Source organism: Pseudoalteromonas sp. HL-AS2 (assembly GCF_031198805.1).
GTDB lineage: Bacteria > Pseudomonadota > Gammaproteobacteria > Enterobacterales > Alteromonadaceae > Pseudoalteromonas > Pseudoalteromonas nigrifaciens.
The window spans coordinates 3,033,100-3,053,079 of the sequence record NZ_CP133571.1 but is presented as its reverse complement, the minus strand read 5'-3'; the positions used below and the strand labels follow the sequence as shown (position 1 = coordinate 3,053,079).

Annotated in this window: 23 protein-coding genes; 15 read left to right on the top strand and 8 right to left on the bottom strand. The window is 41.1% G+C overall.

Annotated elements, in window-relative coordinates; genetic code table 11:
- Positions 1-13 precede the first annotated feature (13 nt).
- Positions 14-1,147: a fatty acid desaturase gene (locus tag RB215_RS14225; protein ID WP_011329524.1), complete on the bottom strand. Its 1,134-nt coding sequence runs from the start codon at positions 1,145-1,147 to the stop codon at positions 14-16.
- 126 nt (positions 1,148-1,273) lie between these two features.
- On the opposite strand from RB215_RS14225, the gene fabR reads away from it, so the two are divergent.
- The 5 genes from fabR to leuD all read left to right on the top strand — a co-directional run bounded on the left by fabR (position 1,274) and on the right by leuD (position 6,983).
- Complete coding sequence (gene fabR, locus RB215_RS14220) at positions 1,274-1,894, top strand: HTH-type transcriptional repressor FabR (protein WP_011329523.1); 621 nt, start codon at positions 1,274-1,276, stop codon at positions 1,892-1,894.
- Between the two features lie 395 nt (positions 1,895-2,289).
- Entirely contained in the window at positions 2,290-3,843 is a 1,554-nt protein-coding gene (gene leuA, locus RB215_RS14215) for a 2-isopropylmalate synthase (RefSeq protein ID WP_011329522.1), read from the top strand.
- Positions 3,840-4,916: a 3-isopropylmalate dehydrogenase gene (leuB, locus tag RB215_RS14210; RefSeq protein ID WP_011329521.1), complete on the top strand. Its 1,077-nt coding sequence runs from the start codon at positions 3,840-3,842 to the stop codon at positions 4,914-4,916. Before leuA ends, leuB begins: the two co-directional genes overlap by 4 nt.
- 67 nt (positions 4,917-4,983) lie before the next feature.
- Positions 4,984-6,384: a 3-isopropylmalate dehydratase large subunit gene (leuC, locus tag RB215_RS14205; RefSeq protein ID WP_309216607.1), complete on the top strand. Its 1,401-nt coding sequence runs from the start codon at positions 4,984-4,986 to the stop codon at positions 6,382-6,384.
- Complete coding sequence (gene leuD, locus RB215_RS14200) at positions 6,384-6,983, top strand: 3-isopropylmalate dehydratase small subunit (RefSeq protein WP_011329519.1); 600 nt, start codon at positions 6,384-6,386, stop codon at positions 6,981-6,983. Before leuC ends, leuD begins: the two co-directional genes overlap by 1 nt.
- A gap of 92 nt (positions 6,984-7,075) precedes the next feature.
- On the opposite strand, the gene RB215_RS14195 is transcribed toward leuD, so the two are convergent.
- Entirely contained in the window at positions 7,076-7,369 is a 294-nt protein-coding gene (locus RB215_RS14195) for a hypothetical protein (RefSeq protein ID WP_011329518.1), read from the bottom strand.
- A 209-nt stretch (positions 7,370-7,578) separates the two neighbouring features.
- On the opposite strand from RB215_RS14195, the gene RB215_RS14190 reads away from it, so the two are divergent.
- Complete coding sequence (locus RB215_RS14190) at positions 7,579-8,172, top strand: hypothetical protein (protein WP_011329517.1); 594 nt, start codon at positions 7,579-7,581, stop codon at positions 8,170-8,172.
- A gap of 2 nt (positions 8,173-8,174) precedes the next feature.
- Here RB215_RS14190 and RB215_RS14185 read toward each other — a convergent pair whose 3' ends face one another.
- Positions 8,175-8,531, bottom strand: coding sequence for a hypothetical protein (locus RB215_RS14185; RefSeq protein ID WP_011329516.1), 357 nt, complete (start codon positions 8,529-8,531; stop codon positions 8,175-8,177).
- A gap of 100 nt (positions 8,532-8,631) precedes the next feature.
- Here RB215_RS14185 and RB215_RS14180 point away from each other — a divergent pair, with 100 nt between their 5' ends.
- Positions 8,632-9,072 carry a TerB family tellurite resistance protein gene (locus RB215_RS14180; RefSeq protein WP_011329515.1) on the top strand — a complete coding sequence of 147 codons (441 nt, stop codon included), beginning with the start codon at positions 8,632-8,634 and terminating at the stop codon, positions 9,070-9,072.
- Between the two features lie 12 nt (positions 9,073-9,084).
- On the opposite strand, the gene RB215_RS14175 is transcribed toward RB215_RS14180, so the two are convergent.
- Positions 9,085-9,651, bottom strand: coding sequence for an NADPH-dependent FMN reductase (locus RB215_RS14175; RefSeq protein ID WP_011329514.1), 567 nt, complete (start codon positions 9,649-9,651; stop codon positions 9,085-9,087).
- 354 nt (positions 9,652-10,005) lie between these two features.
- Here RB215_RS14175 and RB215_RS14170 point away from each other — a divergent pair, with 354 nt between their 5' ends.
- Together RB215_RS14170 and RB215_RS14165 are read left to right on the top strand one after the other, a co-directional pair.
- Entirely contained in the window at positions 10,006-10,902 is an 897-nt protein-coding gene (locus tag RB215_RS14170) for a LysR family transcriptional regulator (RefSeq protein WP_089368868.1), read from the top strand.
- Entirely contained in the window at positions 10,902-11,132 is a 231-nt protein-coding gene (locus tag RB215_RS14165) for a hypothetical protein (RefSeq protein WP_309216605.1), read from the top strand. The genes RB215_RS14170 and RB215_RS14165 overlap by 1 nt, the downstream gene beginning before the upstream one ends.
- A 5-nt stretch (positions 11,133-11,137) precedes the next feature.
- Here the strand turns inward: RB215_RS14165 and norR are convergent, their stop codons facing one another.
- Entirely contained in the window at positions 11,138-12,724 is a 1,587-nt protein-coding gene (norR, locus tag RB215_RS14160; RefSeq protein ID WP_089368866.1) for a nitric oxide reductase transcriptional regulator NorR, read from the bottom strand.
- 159 nt (positions 12,725-12,883) lie between these two features.
- Here norR and RB215_RS14155 point away from each other — a divergent pair, with 159 nt between their 5' ends.
- From RB215_RS14155 to hmpA, 3 genes are read left to right on the top strand one after another with little or no spacing between them, the layout of a single operon-like run.
- Entirely contained in the window at positions 12,884-13,153 is a 270-nt protein-coding gene (locus tag RB215_RS14155) for a hypothetical protein (protein WP_011329510.1), read from the top strand.
- Entirely contained in the window at positions 13,153-14,385 is a 1,233-nt protein-coding gene (locus RB215_RS14150; protein WP_086997149.1) for an NnrS family protein, read from the top strand. Before RB215_RS14155 ends, RB215_RS14150 begins: the two co-directional genes overlap by 1 nt.
- Before the next feature lie 50 nt (positions 14,386-14,435).
- A complete protein-coding gene (gene hmpA, locus RB215_RS14145) occupies positions 14,436-15,617 on the top strand; it encodes an NO-inducible flavohemoprotein (protein ID WP_089368863.1) in 1,182 nt (393 codons plus the stop codon).
- A 305-nt stretch (positions 15,618-15,922) separates the two neighbouring features.
- Here hmpA and RB215_RS14140 read toward each other — a convergent pair whose 3' ends face one another.
- Positions 15,923-16,576 carry an endonuclease gene (locus RB215_RS14140; RefSeq protein ID WP_011329507.1) on the bottom strand — a complete coding sequence of 218 codons (654 nt, stop codon included), beginning with the start codon at positions 16,574-16,576 and terminating at the stop codon, positions 15,923-15,925.
- Between the two features lie 263 nt (positions 16,577-16,839).
- Here RB215_RS14140 and RB215_RS14135 point away from each other — a divergent pair, with 263 nt between their 5' ends.
- From RB215_RS14135 to RB215_RS14125, 3 genes are all read left to right on the top strand, one after another.
- Positions 16,840-17,805, top strand: coding sequence for a DnaJ C-terminal domain-containing protein (locus RB215_RS14135; protein ID WP_011329506.1), 966 nt, complete (start codon positions 16,840-16,842; stop codon positions 17,803-17,805).
- The gene (locus RB215_RS14130) at positions 17,805-18,125 is read left to right on the top strand and encodes a chaperone modulator CbpM (protein ID WP_011329505.1); all 321 of its coding nucleotides are present in this window, start codon (positions 17,805-17,807) and stop codon (positions 18,123-18,125) included. The genes RB215_RS14135 and RB215_RS14130 overlap by 1 nt, the downstream gene beginning before the upstream one ends.
- Positions 18,126-18,377: 252 nt before the next feature.
- Positions 18,378-18,758: a hypothetical protein gene (locus tag RB215_RS14125; protein WP_011329504.1), complete on the top strand. Its 381-nt coding sequence runs from the start codon at positions 18,378-18,380 to the stop codon at positions 18,756-18,758.
- 2 nt (positions 18,759-18,760) lie between these two features.
- On the opposite strand, the gene RB215_RS14120 is transcribed toward RB215_RS14125, so the two are convergent.
- Positions 18,761-19,204, bottom strand: a complete 444-nt coding sequence (locus RB215_RS14120) for a PaaI family thioesterase (RefSeq protein WP_011329503.1) — start codon at positions 19,202-19,204, stop codon at positions 18,761-18,763.
- A gap of 98 nt (positions 19,205-19,302) precedes the next feature.
- Positions 19,303-19,755, bottom strand: coding sequence for an SRPBCC family protein (locus tag RB215_RS14115; RefSeq protein WP_011329502.1), 453 nt, complete (start codon positions 19,753-19,755; stop codon positions 19,303-19,305).
- Between the last annotated feature and the right edge of the window lie 225 nt (positions 19,756-19,980).

Sequence of the window (19,980 nt, the reverse complement as noted above, 5' to 3'; positions counted from 1 at the left end):
AGCCACTCCTATATTAACTAAAAGAGGCTTTTAATAACCTCGCATTAAGTGCTAGCCATGCCTGTTTCTGATTTTCCCAGGCGGCTTCCAGCTCATGGTATTGTGCCATTAATGCTGAACGTTCACACTGCTTTGCCATGTTATTTTTTTTAACTTCTAACACTTGTTTTTGTAGTGAACAATAATTTTGCAGTTTTTTCAGCAGTAAATCATATTCTTGTTGTAATAATGTAAGCTTATCTTGTGCTAAAGGCAATTTTGCAAGACGAACTTGTGTTTTGCTCATTAAAGTTTCGGCCTTGGCTTTTTCAATGCGTTCAACCGGTGTGCGCTTTAGTTTACTGGCTAAACCAAGGGCAGCTAACGAGCGAATAACCCATTTAGTGGGGTCATAATGAAACCACCTAATGCCGTTACGGTAATCACTGGCAAAAATATGATGAAAGTTATGATACCCCTCGCCATATGTAAATAGGGCTAAAAAGCCGTTGTCGCGGGCGGTATTTTTTTCGGTGTACGGACGAGAGCCCCAAATATGGGCTACCGAATTAATAAAAAAGGTAAAGTGCTGACTAAGTACTAAGCGCAGTAAACCGGCAAGTAATAACATGCCCCATACATCGCCAACTAGTAATCCTAGCGTAAGAGGTAGGCCTACATTCATTAAAAGAGCTAACTTTAAATAATGTTTGTGTTGCCACATTACAATTTTATTGCGTTGTAAATCGCGACAGTTACTGTAATCGCCGTAGCTATCAGCTTGATAGTCACGTAACATCCAGCCAATATGGCTATACCAAAAACCATTGGTTGCGGCATAAGGGTCTTTTATTGGGTCGTCAACTTGGCCGTGATGCACACGGTGGTCGCTGCTCCAATGTAGTGCACTGTTTTGCAGTGCAAATGCACCGCCTAAGGCAAACACAAACTCAACCGCCGGATGGGCGTTATAGGTTTTATGTGCCCACAATCTGTGGTAACCGGCAGTAATTGATAAGCCTGCATAAAACATACAGCCGACAAAGGCAATCCAGTGGGCACTAGAAAATCCGTAGTTAATACCATACCAAGGCACAAGCGTTATCGCGGCCAAAAAAGTAAGGCTAAAAAATAGGACGTTGGTCCAAATAAGTGGTGGTTTGTTCATAATTCTCTATCTCAGCGTACAACTGTAAGCTAAAATAATATTTCAAACTCTTGGCGTCAAGTATTAGACTGAGTAATTAAACTATTTTAATCAAAATTTGCTATAAATTCATTCAGGGAGCTGTTGATGTCGGGTGTTAGAGCGCAACAGAAACAAAAAACACGACAAGCGTTAATTGAGGCGGCATTTAATCAATTGAGTGCCGATCATAGCTTTTCAAACTTAAGTTTACGCGAAGTTGCGCGTGAAGCCGGTATTGCACCAACTTCTTTCTATCGACATTTTAAAGATATGAACGAACTGGGTTTAACCATGGTTGATGAAGCGGGTTTAACCCTGCGTCAACTTATGCGCCAAGCGCGCCGACGCATTGCCAGCGGTGGTAGCGTAATAAATACCTCGGTGGTGACCTTTATGGAGTTTATTGACAACTCGAGTAATCAATTTAGGTTATTACTGCGCGAACGATCTGGTACTTCAAAAGCGTTTAGAGCGGCGGTAGCACGCGAAGTTAAGCACTTTATTTTAGAGTTGGCGCACTACCTAGAAAGCGAAACAAAATGCGATGCCACCCATGCGTATATTCAATCTGAAGCCATGGTAACACTGGTATTTAATGCTGGAGCAGAAGCGCTTGATTTAGAGGGCTTACAACGCGATGAGTTAGTAGAGCGTGTTATTTGGCAATTGCGCTACATTACTCGTGGTGCAACGCATTATGTGCGAGAAACAAATAAAGAGATTTAAACAGAGTAAAAAGTTAATCTAAGCACTGTGCTTTACAGTGCTTAGTAATTTAAGCACTTTGCGGTGCTTTATCGTTAAAAAACCTCACCAAACCTTGCTTTAGTGCATAATTATTTCTGTTTAAAGCGATGTTAAATACAAAAATTAGAATTTTTATGCTTGCACCTTGTGCATGGTAATGTTAAAAATAAGCCTCACTCGACACAAATAAGAAAGCAAGATGCATATTATTCGTTTAATTACACTAAAACTGAACCTCTTACTGCTATGGCAAGTGAGCGGGGATTAGTGTGTTTGCATTGAGCTAAACATAAAAAAACCCCGCACTTGCGGGGTTTTTTTTATCTCGCGGTAGGATAAGTTAACAATAAATAGCATTGGAATGAGAGGCTGTTATGCAAGACCAAGATAAAGTATGGATTTTTGATACCACATTACGTGATGGTGAGCAGGCGCTTAAAGCAAGCCTTACCGAAGATGATAAAATTCAGCTAGCGCACACCATTAGTCGCTTAAATGTAGATGTAATGGAAGTGGGTTTTCCGGTATCGAGCCCAGCAGATTTTCGCTCCGTGCAGCGTATTGCTACCGAGGTTAAAGGGCCAATTATTTGTGGCCTAGCGCGCTCAGTTGCTAAAGACATTGAAGCATGTGGCGAAGCACTTCGTAACGCGCAGCAAAGTCGAATTCATACTTTTATTGCTACCAGTCCTTTGCACCTTGAGCACAAGTTACGCATGAGCTTGGACGATGCCACTGCTATGGCAGTTAAATCAATTAAATTAGCACGTAACTATACCGATGATGTGGAGTTTTCGTGTGAGGACGCCGGACGTACACCGCATTGGGATTTATGCCGCATTGTAGAGCAGGCAATTAAAGCCGGTGCTTCTACTATTAATTTACCCGATACAGTTGGCTTTGTAACGCCGGACGAATACGCAGGCATGATCCGCCATTTAATGAACAATGTGCCAAATATTGATAAAGCACGCTTAAGTGTGCATTGCCATAACGATTTAGGCTTAGCTGTTGCCAACTCTATTGCTGCTGTGCAAGCGGGTGCTCGCCAAATTGAGTGTACTATTAACGGCATTGGTGAACGTGCGGGTAACTGCTCACTTGAAGAAGTGGCAATGATCATGAAAATGCGCAAAGACCACTTAAACGTGTATACCGATATTAAAAGTGAAGAAATTTATCGCGCATCTCGCCAAGTCGCTAAAATTTGTAATATGCCAGTACAGCCTAATAAAGCCATTGTGGGCGAGAACGCCTTTGCACACAGCTCAGGTATACATCAAGACGGCGTATTAAAAGCGCAAAACACCTACGAAATTATGTCGCCAGAAAGTGTGGGTGTACCGAGCAACCAATTAAATATGACTTCACGCTCTGGACGCCATGTTATTGAACATCGCTTAGAAGAATTAGGCTATCAAAAGTCTGATTATGATATGGATAGTCTATACGAAAGTTTTATAGCCTTGGCTGATCAAAAAGGTACTGTATACGATTACGACCTTGAAGCGATGATTTACTTTAATCAAATTAACGACAAAGACGAAAAGTACCAATTAGAGTTTGTTAACTCGGTATCTAACTCACAATCGGTAGCCAGCTCTACTATTGGCATGTTGATAGATGGCGAAGCTAAACAAGAAGCAGCAACGGGGAATGGCCCAGTTGAAGCCTCTTTTGCTGCTATTGAGCGCTTAACCGGAATGAGCGTAGAAATGATTGAGTATAACTTAGAAGCCACAGGCCAAGGTGCAAGTTCACTTGGGCAGGTAAACATTATTGCTAAATTTAACGGCCGCCCTTATCACGGTGCCGGCATAGCAGCAGATGTGGTGGAAGCGTCGGTACGCGCTATGGTTCGTGTTTATAATTTAATTTATCGCGCACAAAAAGTGTCTGATTTAAAACAACAAAGGAAAGCAGGATGAGTAAAACAAACTACAGTGTAGCCGTATTAGCGGGTGATGGTATTGGCCCAGAAATAATGGCAGCAGCAGAGCAAGTACTGGATGCAGTGAGCAATAAGTTTGGTTTTACTCTAAACCGCGAACACCATGCAATTGGTGGGGCAGCCATCGATAAGCATGGAAAAGCCTTACCACAAAGTACAGTTACAGCCTGTGAAAATGCCGATGCTATTTTATTTGGTGCTGTTGGTGGTCCAAAGTGGGAACATTTACCGCCCGATGAGCAACCTGAGCGTGGATCACTGTTACCACTGCGCAAACACTTTGGCTTGTTTTGTAATTTACGCCCAGCACAATTATTACCAGCACTAAGCACCGCATCGCCACTACGCGCTGATATTAGCGAGCAAGGCTTTGACATTTTGTGTGTACGTGAGCTAACCGGTGGCATTTATTTTGGTGAAAAAGGGCGCAGCGGCGAAGGCGAAAATGAATCAGCATTCGATACGCAAAGATACTCACGTAAAGAAATAGAACGTATTGCACGTTTTGCCTTTGAAGCCGCAAAACTGCGTAGTAGCCATGTTACTTCGGTTGATAAAGCCAACGTTTTAGCATCAAGCGTACTATGGCGCGAAGTTGTTACCGAAGTAAGTAAAGACTACCCAGAAGTAAAACTTGATTATATTTACGTAGATAACGCAGCAATGCAGCTTGTAAAACAACCAAGCCAGTTTGATGTATTGCTGTGCGATAACTTATTTGGCGATATTTTGTCTGATGAGTGCGCGATGATCACCGGCTCTATGGGGTTATTACCATCGGCTAGTTTGAACCAGTCGGGCTTTGGTTTATACGAGCCTGCCGGTGGCTCAGCCCCCGATATTGCAGGTAAAGGCGTGGCAAATCCGATTGCACAAATTTTAAGTGCCGCACTAATGCTGCGTTACTCATTGGGCCAAGACGAAGCTGCACGCACCATTGAAAAAGCAGTAGCTGAAGCCGTTGCAGCGGGCGTAGGTACGCCAGATATATTTCCAAACGCTGGCTACACTACCAATGATGTTGCTGCAGCGATTGTTGCGCGCATTTAACTAAAAACACATTTTAATGCCGCAGCTCCGTTAGGCTGCGGCTCAAAACAGATTAGGGGATTAGCAAGTGGCCCAAACGTTATACGACAAAATTTGGCAAGCACATACAATTGCCAGCATCAACGAGCAAACCGATTTACTTTATATTGACCGTCATTTAGTACACGAAGTTACGTCACCACAAGCCTTTGCTGGTTTGCGTGAAAAAAACCGCACTGTACGCTGCCCAGAAAAAACCTTCGCTACTATGGATCATAATGTATCGACCAAAAGTCGCTCATTGGATGCTGCTAGCGAAGTGTCGAAAAATCAATTAATGGCGCTAGATGCAAACTGTAAAGAGTTTGGCATTGTGCTTTACGATTTAAACTCAATTAATCAAGGCATAGTGCATGTTATGGGGCCAGAGCAGGGTATAACTTTGCCTGGCACTACCATAGTATGTGGTGACAGCCATACGTCGACTCATGGTGCATTTGGTGCGCTTGCTCACGGTATTGGCACCTCAGAGGTTGAACACGTATTAGCAACGCAAACACTGCAACAAAAAAAGGCTAAGTCGTTAAAAATTCAAATAAATGGCCGTTTGCGTCCCACCGTTACTGCAAAAGACTTAATTATGGCGGTTATTGGTAAGTTAGGTACAGCGGGTGGCACGGGCTACGTTGCAGAATTTTGCGGTGAAGGAATTGAAGCGTTGTCGATGGAAGCACGTATGACGTTGTGTAATATGAGTATAGAAATGGGTGCCAAAGCAGGTTTAATTGCTTCTGACCAAATCACTTATGATTACCTAAAAGGTCGCCCATTTGCTCCTAAAGGCGCTGATTTTGACGCAGCTGTTAAGTATTGGGAAACATTAAAAACAGATGATGGTGCGCAGTTTGATCATGTTGTTGAGCTGGAGGCCAGCAGCATTCAGCCACAAATTACTTGGGGCACTAGCCCAGAGCAAGTGATTGGCGTAGACGAGTGTATTCCTGATCCTGATAAAGAACCTGACCTAATTAAAGCTGATGCGATCCGCAGTGCATTAAAGTACATGGGCCTAAAAGCGGGCGAAAAGTTATCAAGTGCAAAAGTAGATACCGTGTTTATTGGCTCGTGCACCAATAGTCGTATTGAAGATTTACGTGCAGCAGCAAAAATAGTCGAAGGCAAAAAAGTAGTTGCCGGTATTGAAGCGTTAATTGTACCGGGTTCTGGTTTAGTTAAAAAACAAGCCGAAGACGAAGGCTTAGCAGATATTTTTAAAGCAGCTGGCTTTGAGTGGCGTGAACCGGGTTGTTCAATGTGTTTAGCAATGAACGACGACCGCTTAGGTGTAGGTAAACGCTGTGCATCCACCTCAAATCGTAACTTTGAAGGACGTCAAGGCCGTGGCGGGCGCACCCATTTGGTTAGCCCTGCAATGGCCGCTGCGGCAGCTATACATGGTCACTTTGTTGATATTAGAGGAGAAGCCTAATGAGCATTTATTTTAGTGGCTTAATGGCCCCATTGGATAAAAACAACGTGGACACGGATCAAATTATTCCAAAGCAGTTTTTAACCTCAACCAGCCGCGAAGGCTTTGATGCCGCATTATTTTATGATTGGCGCTATTTAGAAAATGACGAGCCAAACCCTGATTTTATTTTAAATCGTCCTTGCTACCAAGGCGCGCAAATATTACTAACGCGCGACAACTTTGGTTGTGGGTCATCACGCGAACACGCGCCATGGGCACTAAAGCAATATGGTTTTGAAGTGATTTTGGCTGAAAGCTTTGCCGATATTTTCTTCAATAACTGTGGCAATAATCAAATGTTAGCCATTGCACTGCCTGGCGATACGCTAGAGCAATTATTTGTGTTAAGTGAGCAACATGACGATATTCATATCGATATCGATCTTGAAAATCAAACACTGACTAGCACTAAATTTGCCCCCATTAGTTTTGATATTCGCAAAGACGTAAAAGAGCGTCTATTAAGCGGCCTAGACTTTATTGGCGTAACCGAAACGCTTAACCCACAAATAGACGCGTTTGAGCAGCAACTTGCTGCAGAGCGTCCTTGGCAGTAAGTTGTTAAAATAAATAAAAAGACGTATTTAGCGCAGCATAAGCTGCGCTTTTTTATTTTAGCGGCAACACATTAATTGTTTTATCAATTTGTTCAAAATAAAAATGCAGTAGCTAAACTAGCGGCGGAAATGGCTGCTATTATTAATAAGTTTATCCTTTTAAAGGTTTGAAAACGGGTTACTTTCGAGTCATCTATGGTCGCAAAAAAGCCATTTTTAAATGATTCAGCAAGGTTGGCATGTGCTGTTCCATCTAAAGAGTTTTGGGTAAGCTTTTGCCATTCATTTGGGTGTTGCTGAGCAAGGTATTTACATAGGGAAAGGTAATAACGATTTTGTAAAATCAATAATAATATGACTATTATTAAGCCTATATAATTTGTCATTTGGTTCTGCGCTCCATGCTAGTTATTAATTTTACAGTTGACAGTATTTAATTATTATATTTTTTTTGCAACAATTTATATTTTAAAATTATCAGCGAGTTGCAAGTATCATTTGTTGATTACTCCTGCACTTTGGTGGTTCATCGTGATTACTTCCTTTAAGTGAGTTAAAGGGCTATGGTACTAAAAACTATTATAAGGAATATGTGATGAAATTATTAACTGCAGCCACTTTATTATTGGCTTCATCAACTGTTGTAGCAAGCCCTGCGCCTTTGGTGTCTATTGCTAGCCACGATGCGTTTTTTAGTAATATTGCTGCACATTGCGGTAAAGCTTATGAAGGCAAGGTAAGTGTTGATAACGCCGCGGGACCAAGCTCGTTTGCGGGCAAAAAATTAGTAATGCATGTACGCAAATGTACCGACAGTGAGCTGCAAGTGCCATTTCATGTGGGTGATGATGCATCGCGCACTTGGATTATTACTAAAACGGGCAGTGGCTTAAGCTTAAAGCACGACCATCGCCATAAAAATGGTTCTAACGACATCTCAACTATGTATGGCGGGCATACAAATGATGCTGGCTTTGCACAAATGCAGTCGTTTCCTGCCGATCAATATTCAAAAGAATTATTTGTTGCACAAGGGATAGCACAGTCGGTAGGTAATACTTGGCAAATGTATATTTATCCTGAGGTATTTACTTATCGTTTAATTCGTCAAGGCCGCGAATTTAAAGTGGATTTTGATTTAACTAAACCCATCACTCCGCCAGCAGCCCCTTGGGGATACACAGACTAAAATTATTCATCTTCGCACTGTAGTAAAACACTTAATGCTGGTTGGTAAGCTCTAGGGTTAGTAGGCATACTTTCGTACTCTTGCACGCCATCCAGCACTTTAAGCATAAATGTTTTATTAAGGCACAAGCGATTAGCATGGCGTAGTAAAAATACACTCTGATTTGCAAAGTGTTTGTAATCGTCTGACTGGATCTCTATTTTATAGTTATCATCGTCGAGTTTTGTTTGGTAATAATGTACTTTATTATCAAAGTCGTAGAGTTTTTCTGTTTTTGCTTGTTCGGCAAAAGCTGTGCCTACGCTTGAACAAGCTAGCAAAGCACTGCCAATAACTAAGCTAATGTTTAATCCTTGCATAAATAATTCCTTTAATTTGCGAACTTTATACCCATTAATACTATCAGTATTAAGCGCTATTTATTTATATTAAGTTTAACACCCAATAAGGGAAAGTGTGATGTTCAAACAAATAAAACAACTTTTTTCTGTATTCGATGAGCAACAGCCAAGTATGCAAGAGCATGATTTAAAAACAGCGGTTGCTGCATTATTAATTGAGGTAATGCGCGCCGATGCTAAGTTAGATGATGATGAACAACATACTTTAACGACTACCTTAAAACGCTATTTTGCATTAAACGATGCAGACGTAAACGAGCTGCTAAATAATGCAAACAGTAGCGTGGATAGCGCGACAGATTATTTTCAGTTTTCAAAACAAATTAACCAACATTGTAGTGCTGCGCAGCGCATTGAAATAATAGAGTTATTATGGCGCTTAGCCTATGCCGATGGTGAGATTGATCCGCAAGAAGAGTACGTAATACGTAAAGTGGCAGGCTTGTTATATGTAACTCATGTAGATTTTATCGCCGCTAAAATTGCGGCGACAAAATAGAGCTTTAGCAGGTTAGCTAAGCTTGCTGGCAACAGTTACTAATTGTTGTGCTAATGCAGACACTTTTTCTGCTGTATTTGGGTTATTAATTTGGCCATTTTCATCGAGTACAGTATGCACAGCCGGTACTGCTAGCTGATCGGCAAGTACTAATGAGCCAACACCACTTAAAATATCACGCACGTGGTTTAAGCCACGTAGACCACCTAATCCACCGGGCGATGCTGCAAATAACGCCACTACTTTATTGCGAAAAGCAGGTACTGCACCTTGCTCTGTGCGAGAAGCCCAGTCGATTGCATTTTTAAGCGCTGCAGTAATAGAGCCATTGTATTCAGGGCTGGCTAATAAAATACCATCTGCAGCACGTAACTTCTCTTTTAACAGCTGCACATCGGCAGGAGTACCTTGCGCTTCAATATCTTGATTAAAAAGTGGGATATTTAAATCGGCAAGTTTAATTATTTCTACTTCTGCACCACTTTCTAATGCAAAGCGTGCTGCTTCATTGATCAGTTGTTGATTAAAGCTGTCTTTACGTAAACTACCTGCTAAAGCAATAATTTTTGGTGCTGTCATGGTTTATCCTGCTAATGTGTTAGTAAATCACTTAACCAAAGTTCGGGCTAATGTAACCTGATCTCCGGATAATAAACTTATCTCAAGCAGCTGTCTTCAGCGCTAACTGCGTTGAATTTACTTGCAATAGGCCAGCTATTGACGCGTAAATTCGCCTTGTTTTCACTGAAAACCTCTGGCTAGAGAAAATAAAATTAAATATAACGATGATTCAATATGTTAGTAAATCTCTTAACCAGAGTTCAGGTTAATGTAGATAATATGGGGCTACTTTACCAAAAAATGACTTGAAGAAAACCCGAATAAACGCAACACTTATGTGCGTATATGCACATAAGTTTAAGGTGGCACAGTATGGCGGTTAAGTTTGAAGATTGGCAAGATGTTAAAGTGGCTTTTGAGGTTGCACGTTTAGGTACCTTAACTGCGGCGGCAGAGGCGCTTAATGTGCACCATAGTACAGTGCTTAGGCGAATTAATAATCTTGAAAAAAACTTAAACACACGTTTGTTTCATCGCCATGCTCGTGGCTATAAAGCAACAGAAACAGGCGCTAAGCTGTTTAGTACCGCACAAGTGATCGACAGCTCTCTTGAGCAGTTACATAATGATATTGCTGCGGCTGATAGCACACTGCGCGGCAGTTTATTGTTAACCACGGTTAGTGGCTTTATGGATGTGCTTGGCGATGTGTGCGAGCAATTTCAGGCGCTACATCCACAAGTGCAGCTTGAGATGATTTTAGAGCAAAAGCGTTTACGGCTCGATCACGGTCAGGCGCACATTGCCGTACGGGCAGGGCCAAGGCCCGATGAAGGCGACTATATTGCACAGCATTTGGCTCAGCTTAACTCGGGTTTATATGCTAATCGGCGATATATTAATAAATATGGTATGCCTAAATCGCTGAGTGATTTACAGCAACATAACTTTATTTCTGGCGTGGCGGGCTTTAATGCGCGGGTGCCGTATTTTGAATGGGTAGATCAGCATATTGCAGCGCCGCAAATAAAACTGCGTGTGTCAGAAACCTCAGAAGCTACGCGTGCTGTAATTAAAGGCTTAGGAATTGGTGGGTTACAGCACAATGTTGCGGCTCAATACGCTAATTTAGTACCCATTTTATCTAATGAATTAATCTGGTGTACTGATATATGGCTAGTAACGCATCATTTGGTGCATCGTACCGCAAAGGTACAGGCGTTTAGCCAATTGTTAAAAACCTATTTTCAAACCAATAAAGCAAGCTAATGTGGCATTATAAAAACTTAGGTGATGCTATGTTTGCAGATGCAGAGCTGGCTAAAATAAAACAGCTAGCAATGGCTACCAACGCACCACTTTACGTTAAATATTACGCAAAAAGTGGACTGCATTGTGAAGTGTTACTGTATTTTTCACCGCACTATCAATCGCTTGCTGCTCTGCTGAGGGCTACTTGCTGTAAAGCCCCTAACTTAGATGAACTGACGGTTTTATAGCTATTTTATAGCGACTTTTTGACTGAAATACCTAAGCGTTTAGCCAAGCGAACTAAGTTTGCACGGTCTACTTTTAAGGTGCGTGCTGCACTTGCCCAGTTATAATTATGTTGCTCAAGCTGCTGACTAATTAAATGATGGGTAAAGGTATCGGTTGCTTGCTTAAGTGATAAATTTTGCTCTGCTATGTTAGTGCTACTGCCAGTGGTGGTGTTTGTGGTACTAGCAGGTAATGATAACTGTGTTGTATTACTCGCACTAAGGTTTAGCTCACAGTGCTCGGGCTTTATGGTAATAATGGCTTGTTGCCATTGGCTTTGTTTGGCCTTTAGTGCTGCGCGGCTAATTACATGTTCTAGCTCCCGTACGTTACCCGGCCACTGATATTGGGTTAACAATAATTGTGCATCGACACTTAACTTAAGTTGTTTTATTGCTAATTTTCGTGCGGTTTGCTCAACAAAAAAACCAGCTAATAAAACCACATCGTTTTCACGCTGGCGTAACGGCGCTACCGTTAGCGGGTAGACACTTAATCTATGGTATAAATCGGCTCTAAAGCGTCCTTCGGCTACTTCTTTTTTTAAATTACGATTAGTAGCAGCAATAACCCGCACATCAACATATTTCACTTCGTCTTCGCCTACTGTTTGTATTTCGCCACTTTGTAATACCCGTAGCAATTTACTTTGTAGTACCAGTGGTAGCTCGCCTATTTCGTCTAAAAATAAAGTACCACCGTGCGCTAGCTGAAACTTACCTTGGCGCGCATGATCCGCCCCAGTAAAAGCGCCTTTAGCATGGCCAAAAAACTCACTTTCGGCGAGATTTTCAGCAAGCGAAGCACAGTTTAAATGAATAAGTGGCTGCTCACTGCGTTTCGAGTGTAAATGAATATTACGTGCAACCAGCTCTTTGCCTACGCCGGTTTCGCCTAAAATTAACACACTAAAATTAGAGGCGGCGACAAGTTTTATATCATTTTTAAGTGCTTGTATTGCTGAGCTTTGACCAATAATTTCGCCGCCATCACGGGTGAGTGCTTCGCGGTTAAGCTCTTGCACTAAGGCGCTAGAATGCTGTGCATGTAATTTGTAATGAGCCAGCTGTAATGCCGTTTTAAAATGTGCGCTGCATAGCGTTTGTAAGGTGCTAAGCGTTTGCGCACTAATAGCGTTAAAGGCATTGGCATTTAGGCTGTCAAACGTAATCACACCTAATAACTGTTGTTGATAAAATAGGGGTAAACCTAAGCAAGCATGTACCGGAATGTCGCCAGTTTTTGCTAGTAGTAAGCCGTCGTACGGATCGGGCAATGGACAGTCATGGGCAAATTGCAGTGGTTGCTGAGTATTACAAATAGCTTCTAAGCGCGGATGCTCACTAAGCTTAAAACGCCGCCCCAGGCTATCTGGCATTAAGCCTTTAATTGCAAGTGGCTTGAGCTGCTCACCTTGTAGCTCAAGCAGTGCGCTGGCATCACTGGCAATCACTGTTTCAAGGACAGTAAGTAATTGCTCAAAACAGTTTTTATCTAATGTGCTTTGAGCCAGCTTTACCGCTACGGCAGTGAAGTTAATTGCGCTGCTCATGTCAAAATGACTCTTATGTGTTTTTTAGTTTGATTTATGGTAGGTCATAAAGACATAAAAAGCAAAGGTGGATAAGTTAGTTCATTGAAATATATATGTTTATTTTATTGGCACGATAAGTGTAATAGGTAGTTAAGTGCATTAGTTGTTGAGGCCGTTATGAACACCTTGGTTATACATAATCCAAGCTACAAAATTGAGACAGCTTGTTTACTGAAAAAACTACTGCTAGTGGCAAACTCATTATTAGCAGCTAGTTGTGCATTACTAATAACCAGTATTTTAATTAGCTACCCTTTTGCCGATTACTTTTCTATACCGGTGCAAATTTCGGCACATATTAGCACTATTGTTATTGCTGCTATTTTAAAAATTAGCTATGTGCTGCGTTGTATCGCACTGCATGGCATGGGGAAGGAAGTTCGTTAATGCGACCTATTAATTTATCTCAGCCGGTACCGGCTAATATTCGCTTTTACCAAATAACGCAGTGGCCAGTATGGATGCTGCCATTTAGACCCTATTTTTTAGCCGCAGGCTTGTTGGCTTTTAGTTCAATAGGCTACTGGTTATTAATTTTAACGGGTAGTGCAACTTGGCAGTTAACAATCCCCGCTACATTATGGCATGCCCACGAAATGTTATTTGGTTTTGCAGGTGTTGTTGCAGTGGGTTTTTTACTTACCGCCGCGCAAACCTGGACTGGAGTACCTAGCATTAGTGGCAAAAAGTTAATGCTATTAACGCTGCTATGGCTTGGGGCGCGAGGCGCATTTTTTGTGTCTTTGCCTGCTTTTGCACAATTTAATTTATATGCGGTGTTAGTGTTACAGCTCGCATGGTGGCTAGGTGTTATTGCAGCATTAGCTAATATGTTATTAACCGCTAAAAGCAAAAATAACTATCAATTTTTAGTGCTATTAGCGGCGCTGTGTACGTTAAATATTGTTTACTTGGCCCTGCTGATTGAACAAAACATGCAGTTTGCGCTTGCCATTGTTGATACAGCAGTATTACTGATGACCTTATTAATTGGCATAGTAGCAGGGCGTGTATTGCCATTTTTTACCAGTAAAGGCCTTGGTTTAACAGCGCAGGTACGTACAGCTAACGTTGACTCAGTATTACTGTATATGAGCGTTTTTAGTATTGCGGTGTTTTTTCTTAGTCAGTTATTTTTTAATCAGCTAAACCCAGGCTGGGCACTTGCTGTTGTTGCTGTGCTGCATTTAATCCGTAGTTTTTATTGGTGGGATAAAAACGTACTTAAAGTTCCTTTGTTATGGTCTTTGCATTTTTCGTACTTGGCACTAGGTGTAGGTTTAATGCTGGTAGCCGTGAGTTTTTACAGCAGTGTTATTTTATTTAAAGATGCATTACACCTCATTACCATAAGTACCATAGGGATGATGATTTTAGCCATGATGACACGCGTATCTCATGGGCATACCGGGCGTTCTTTGACTATTCCACATTATATGGCGGTTGCTTTTGCTTTAGTGTTAGTGGCTGGGATTACTCGTTCTTTACTGCCTTTTGTTATTGGGCCACACCTAGCTTGGCAGCTAAGTGCTGGGCTGTGGCTAATTGCCTTTTTATTATTTTTAATTCACTGCACACCTATTTTAACACAGCGTCGTGTTGATGGGCGTCGTGGTTAACCTATACCTATTTTATTAATTGGGTATTATTCACACGTAGGAAAACCTAGATGTTATCTGATAAAACTATTGAAATTGTTAAAAGTACTGTTCCTTTATTAGCAGAGGCAGGTACGGTTGTTACTGATCATTTTTACAAGCGTTTATTTAGTCATAATCCTGAGCTTAAAAATATTTTTAATATGAGCAACCAAGATACCGGCCGTCAACAATTTGCATTATTTAACGCATTGGCTGCTTATGCACAAAACATTGATAATTTAGAGGTGTTAAAAGCGGCACTTGGGCGTATTAACCATAAACATACTAGTTTAAATATTTTGCCGGAGCACTACCCAATTGTTGGTGCACATTTAATTGGCACGCTGAAAGAGCTTATTCCTGAGCAGTTCACGCCAGATGTTGAATATGCTTGGCGTGAAGCGTATGGCGTACTTGCTGATATTTGTATAACTGAGGAAGCTGCTTTATACGAGCACAGCAAAAATAACTTAGGCGGTTGGGCAGGCACACGTCAGTTTGCAATAACTAATAAGCAGGCTGAGTCAGAGCTGGTAACTAGCTTTACGCTTACGCCAGTTGATGGCGAGGCAGTAATTGCCCATAAACCGGGTCAATATTTAGGTATTAAAGTTAAGCCAGAGGCTAGTGAATATGAAGAGATCCGCCAGTATTCTATTTCGCAAAAAAGTAATGGTAAAAACTACCGTATTAGCGTTAAAAAAGAGTTATTACCAAACCCTGGCATGGTGTCTAACCATTTACACTCACTAGAGCAAGGCGCAATAGTAGAGCTATATCCGCCAGCAGGGGATTTCTTTTTACGAAATAACACCAGCCCTGCTGTGCTTATTTCAGCGGGTGTTGGGCAAACGCCAATGGTAGCAATGTTAGAGACGCTATTAAGCGATACTGCTAATCAAAATATTATGTATTTGCATGCTTGCGAAAATGCTCAGCAGCACTCATTTGCTAATTATTTAAATGAACTAAGCACTGTTTACCCGCGCTTACAAACCATGACTTGGTTTAATCAAGGCGATGCAGGAGCTGATTTTACCGGTTTTATGGATTTACACGCAGTACAAGCGCAATTGCCACTGAGCAACGGCGACTTTTACTTGTGTGGACCCGCTAATTTTATGGCCTTTGTGAAAAAACAACTGCTAGAATTAGGCGTTAATAACGGACACATTCATTACGAAATTTTTGGCCCGCATCAAGATCTATAATATTTATAGAATAAAACTCAATTAAAAAAGCGCGCTATTGGGCATTACTTCAATAGCGCGCTTTTTTGTGCCGTTAAATAACCTGAACTCCGGATAATAAACCTATCTCAAGCAGCTATTTTCAGCGCTAACTGCGTTGAATTTACTTGCAATAGGCCAGCTATTGACGCGTAAATTCGCCTTGTTTTCACTGGAAATCTCTGGCTAGAGAAAATAAAGCTAAATATAACTATGATTCAATACGTTAGTAAATCTCTTAACCAGAGTTCAGGTTAAATATTAAACTGGCTCCTAATACCTTTAAATTAAAGCTTTTTGGTATTGGTTTGCGCGGCATACGCTTGTTGTTGCCAAGCATTAAATAACTGCTGTTGTTTATTTGATATTTTTAAGCCGTAAGTTTTTTGCATATAGGCATAAGCGTCGGCTATTTGTTTACGGGCATAAAAAGGAGGCTCTATTACTCGTTGTTTAAAGTTAACTTTAACTTCACAGCGACCGTATTGGGTGGCGCTTTCACTAAGCATTCCAAATCGATAATTAGAACGATCTGCGTTAATTTCACCAATAGCAGGAGCTAAGTTGTTTATATCGGCTTCCATCTTTCTAAACTTAGCACTTACTTTACGGCAGTTTTTACGCCCGCCATCTTGCCAGCATTGTAATTGGTGGCCAAACTCCCAGGCAGGCACAATATGCTCCCATTCTATGCGTAAAGCGCGTGCATTTACGTTACCTGAGCGGGTATGTGTATTGCGTGGCACATAGCCACAGTTAGTGGGGTCGGGAACTAGTTTTTTACCCTGTTTTTTTATATCGCAGCCACAGTAAATACTTTTAGCATTACTAGGGAGGGTTTTAATTAGGTGTCTTTTAGCGGTTGAAAACCGAGTGAATTCTTCAGCCGATAGCGAAAAGCATACAAAAAAAGCCAACAAGGCTAAAATAAATCGAGTCATATCCATCACATACGTGAACTACAGGAGCGGCTAGTTTAATGACTTGAAGCTAAAAGATAAAGTTTACTTAAAGCCATATTTACCGTTCTTTAGTATTTAACCTTAGCTCTGGTTAAGAGATTTACTAACGTATTGAATCATAGTCATATTTAGTTTTATTATCCGGAGCTCAGGTTATCTACTTTAAATTGTTGTTTAAATAAACAAAAGTTGTTACTTAAAGAGTATGATGAAAGCTCATAAGTTTGTGATTTGGATTGCGAATGAAATTTGTAGATTATTATGCCGTGCTTGGAATATCGCCCGATGCAGACGATAAAGCGGTTAAAGTAGCTTATAAAAAGCTAGCTAGAAAATATCATCCAGATGTAAGTAAAGAACCTCAAGCCGAGGAAAAGTTTAAAGAGATAGGTGAAGCTTACGAAGTTATTCACAACAAAGAAGAGCGCGCTAAATACGATGTGTTACGTCGTAATCAACAAAACCGTGCTCAGCAGCAAGCAAATTATGGCGGTAGCTATGGCTCGTCACAAAACCATTATCAGCAAGGTGATCCCCAAGCCGATCAGGAGTTTTCTGATTTTGTAAATTCAATGTTTGGCGGCGCAGGTGGGTTTAACCATGGCGGGCAGGGCAGAACTGGTGGCGCTCGTGCGCAAAAAGGACAAGATGTGGAAATTGAATTCCCGGTATTTCTTGAAGAAACGTTAGTCGATACCGTTAAACCAATTGAGTTTATGCTGCCGCAGCGAGACAGTAGTGGCCGTGTATCTGAAGTTAAAAAATCGCTTAAAGTTAAAATTCCTGCCGGCTCGGTTAATGGCGAACGCATTCGCTTAAAAGGCCAAGGTGGATTAGGTTCGGCAAATGGCCCTAATGGCGATTTGTATTTGCAAATTCGCTTAGTGCCTCATCCATTATTTGACGTTGAGGGGCATAACCTAAACATAGTGGTACCTCTTGCACCCTGGGAAGCTGCTTTGGGCACTAAAATAAATTTACCTACATTAGCCGGAAAAATCCAACTAACTATTCCAGCTAATAGTCAATCGGGTCAACGTTTACGCATTAAAGGTAAAGGGTTAATTAGTAAAAAAGGCAAAGGTGACTTATTTGCTGTGATTAAAATTGTTAATCCAGCATTGAGTGATGATGTTAGCAAAAAGCTTTGGCAAGAGCTGGCCGAAAAAGCCCATTTTGACCCCCGTAGCAATTGGAGCAAGTCATAATGAAAATTATCGAGGCACCACAAGGCAATTTACTCACTAGCCAAGAATTGTGTGTGAGTAGTGATATTAGCGAAGCCATATTATATGAATTGGTTGAGCACAGCATTGCTATTCCTATTGAGGGCGAGCGCGTTACAGAATGGCAATTTACGGTATCAACAGTGATCTTAGTTAAAAAGGCTGCGCGTATTCAGCATGACTTATCGTTAGATTGGTCTGCTATTGCTTTGGTTTTACAATTATTGGATGAACGGGATGAGTTGATTGCTGAAAACCAAATGTTAAAGCAGCACTTAAGTCGATTTAAACATTTAGAATAAAAAATAGTGGTTAAATTTTAAATGCGAGTAGCTAGCTATTTTTATGGAGCTAGCTCAGCACTTTTATAATAGTGAGCTTTTGGTGCTTAAATATTTTTTATTCGTGAAATAAGAGTAAGTAAAGCGTCAATAAATGCGTAAAAATAGCCGACTATTCAGATAAAAAAGGTGAATATTGCAGAGTTGATTTGGTATAAGCGTAAAACTGCGTTAAAGTTTACAGCGAACTAATTAGAGGATAAACAGCAGACAATGTCGGAAATTCAATTTTTAAATGTAGACCTAGAGCTTGAGTCAAAGCAAGATATTAGCGTGCTTGTAGCTGACCTAAAAAAAATCGCCACTATTTTACATTATGATAAAGACGAATACCGTCAGTTAGCGCGTATAGAAGTAACAGGCGAAATATCTTCACCGGATAAAGCAATTAACCACTTATGTGAGTTAGTAGAGTCATGCTCGCGGGCTGCACTTAAGCAATGGTTGAGTTGTTCGCGCCGTACCTTTGATATTGGTTTTGAATCGGGCACTTCGCCAAAGTGTTTTAACCAAGCGCTGCACGCCGATACATTATTACGTATATCGGCAATTGGTGCAGGCATGGAAATTACTATTTACCCGCTAGAAAAATAGCGTTAGCCTTTGCGCTCTACAACAGCTGCGGTCATTTTTGATACGCAGCAAAGCTCGCCGCGACTATTCGTTATTTTTATTTCCCATACTGAGCTACGCTTGCCAATATGAAACGCTTTTGCGGTGGCGGTTAAGGTGCCATTACGCGAGGCTTTTAAATGGCTGGCACTGATCTCTTGCCCTACACAATAAAATTTAGTGAAGTCGACCACAAAATTAGCCGCGTAGCTGGCAACACTTTCGGCTAAAACCACGTTTGCTCCGCCATGCACCATGCCTATAGGGTTATGGTGCGCAGGAATTGCTGGCATAGTGGCAACTAAGTAATCATCACCAATTTCAGTTATTTCAATCCCCATGGTTTTCATCAGTGTACCTTGGCCATTTATGCCTTGGTCTAACTGCTTACAAAACGCTAAAGTAATAGGTTGATGCCAAATACTCATTGTTACTCCTTTAAAGGTTGAAAACGATAACCGATAATACGATTTTTCATGGCGATATGATAGCCAAATTAGTGCAGCTACTGCATGGTAATACAGTGCTACTTTTTGCTTTCTACATAGTGCTTAATTTCATCGAGATCTTTTTTTAGCATTTTACGCATCGAACTTTTAAGAAAAAACCCTATCACTGCAGAGATCATTTTTACCCAAATAGACTCAGAGCTATCAGAAAAAGTCATGGTTAAACAGGTGCTAGGTTCGGCGGCGGTAAGTGACAGCTTAGTGGTATAAACTGCCCCGCCATTTTCTGCGCGAGTGCAATAGTATTCATTAGTAACAGCTTCGGTGATCCACATGGTTTCTGAGGCTGCTTTGCCAAAAATTTTTCGTGTTTCTAACCATTTTAGGCCCACTAGCCCTTGTGGTGGCTTCTCGATTATTTTTACATCAATAATGCCAGACAGCATATTGGCACTGTTTTCGATGTCAGTTATTGCCGCCCATACTTTACGTTTAGGACCGTTAATTATTACCGCTACAGTGATATTCATAACACTCTCCGTTAATTCACATTGATGAAGTTAAGGCCCATTACAAAAACGATAGCTAACTAATTTTTAATAACAGCAACAACTTAGTAGTTATGTAATTAATGTAACGTAAAACTAACACTATCGTGATCTGCGTAATTTTATCTGTAATTTACTTGGTAATTTTAAGCTTAGACCAATGCCACCTTTGGCAGCAAAGGCGAGGAGTAATTTAAATTTGCGATT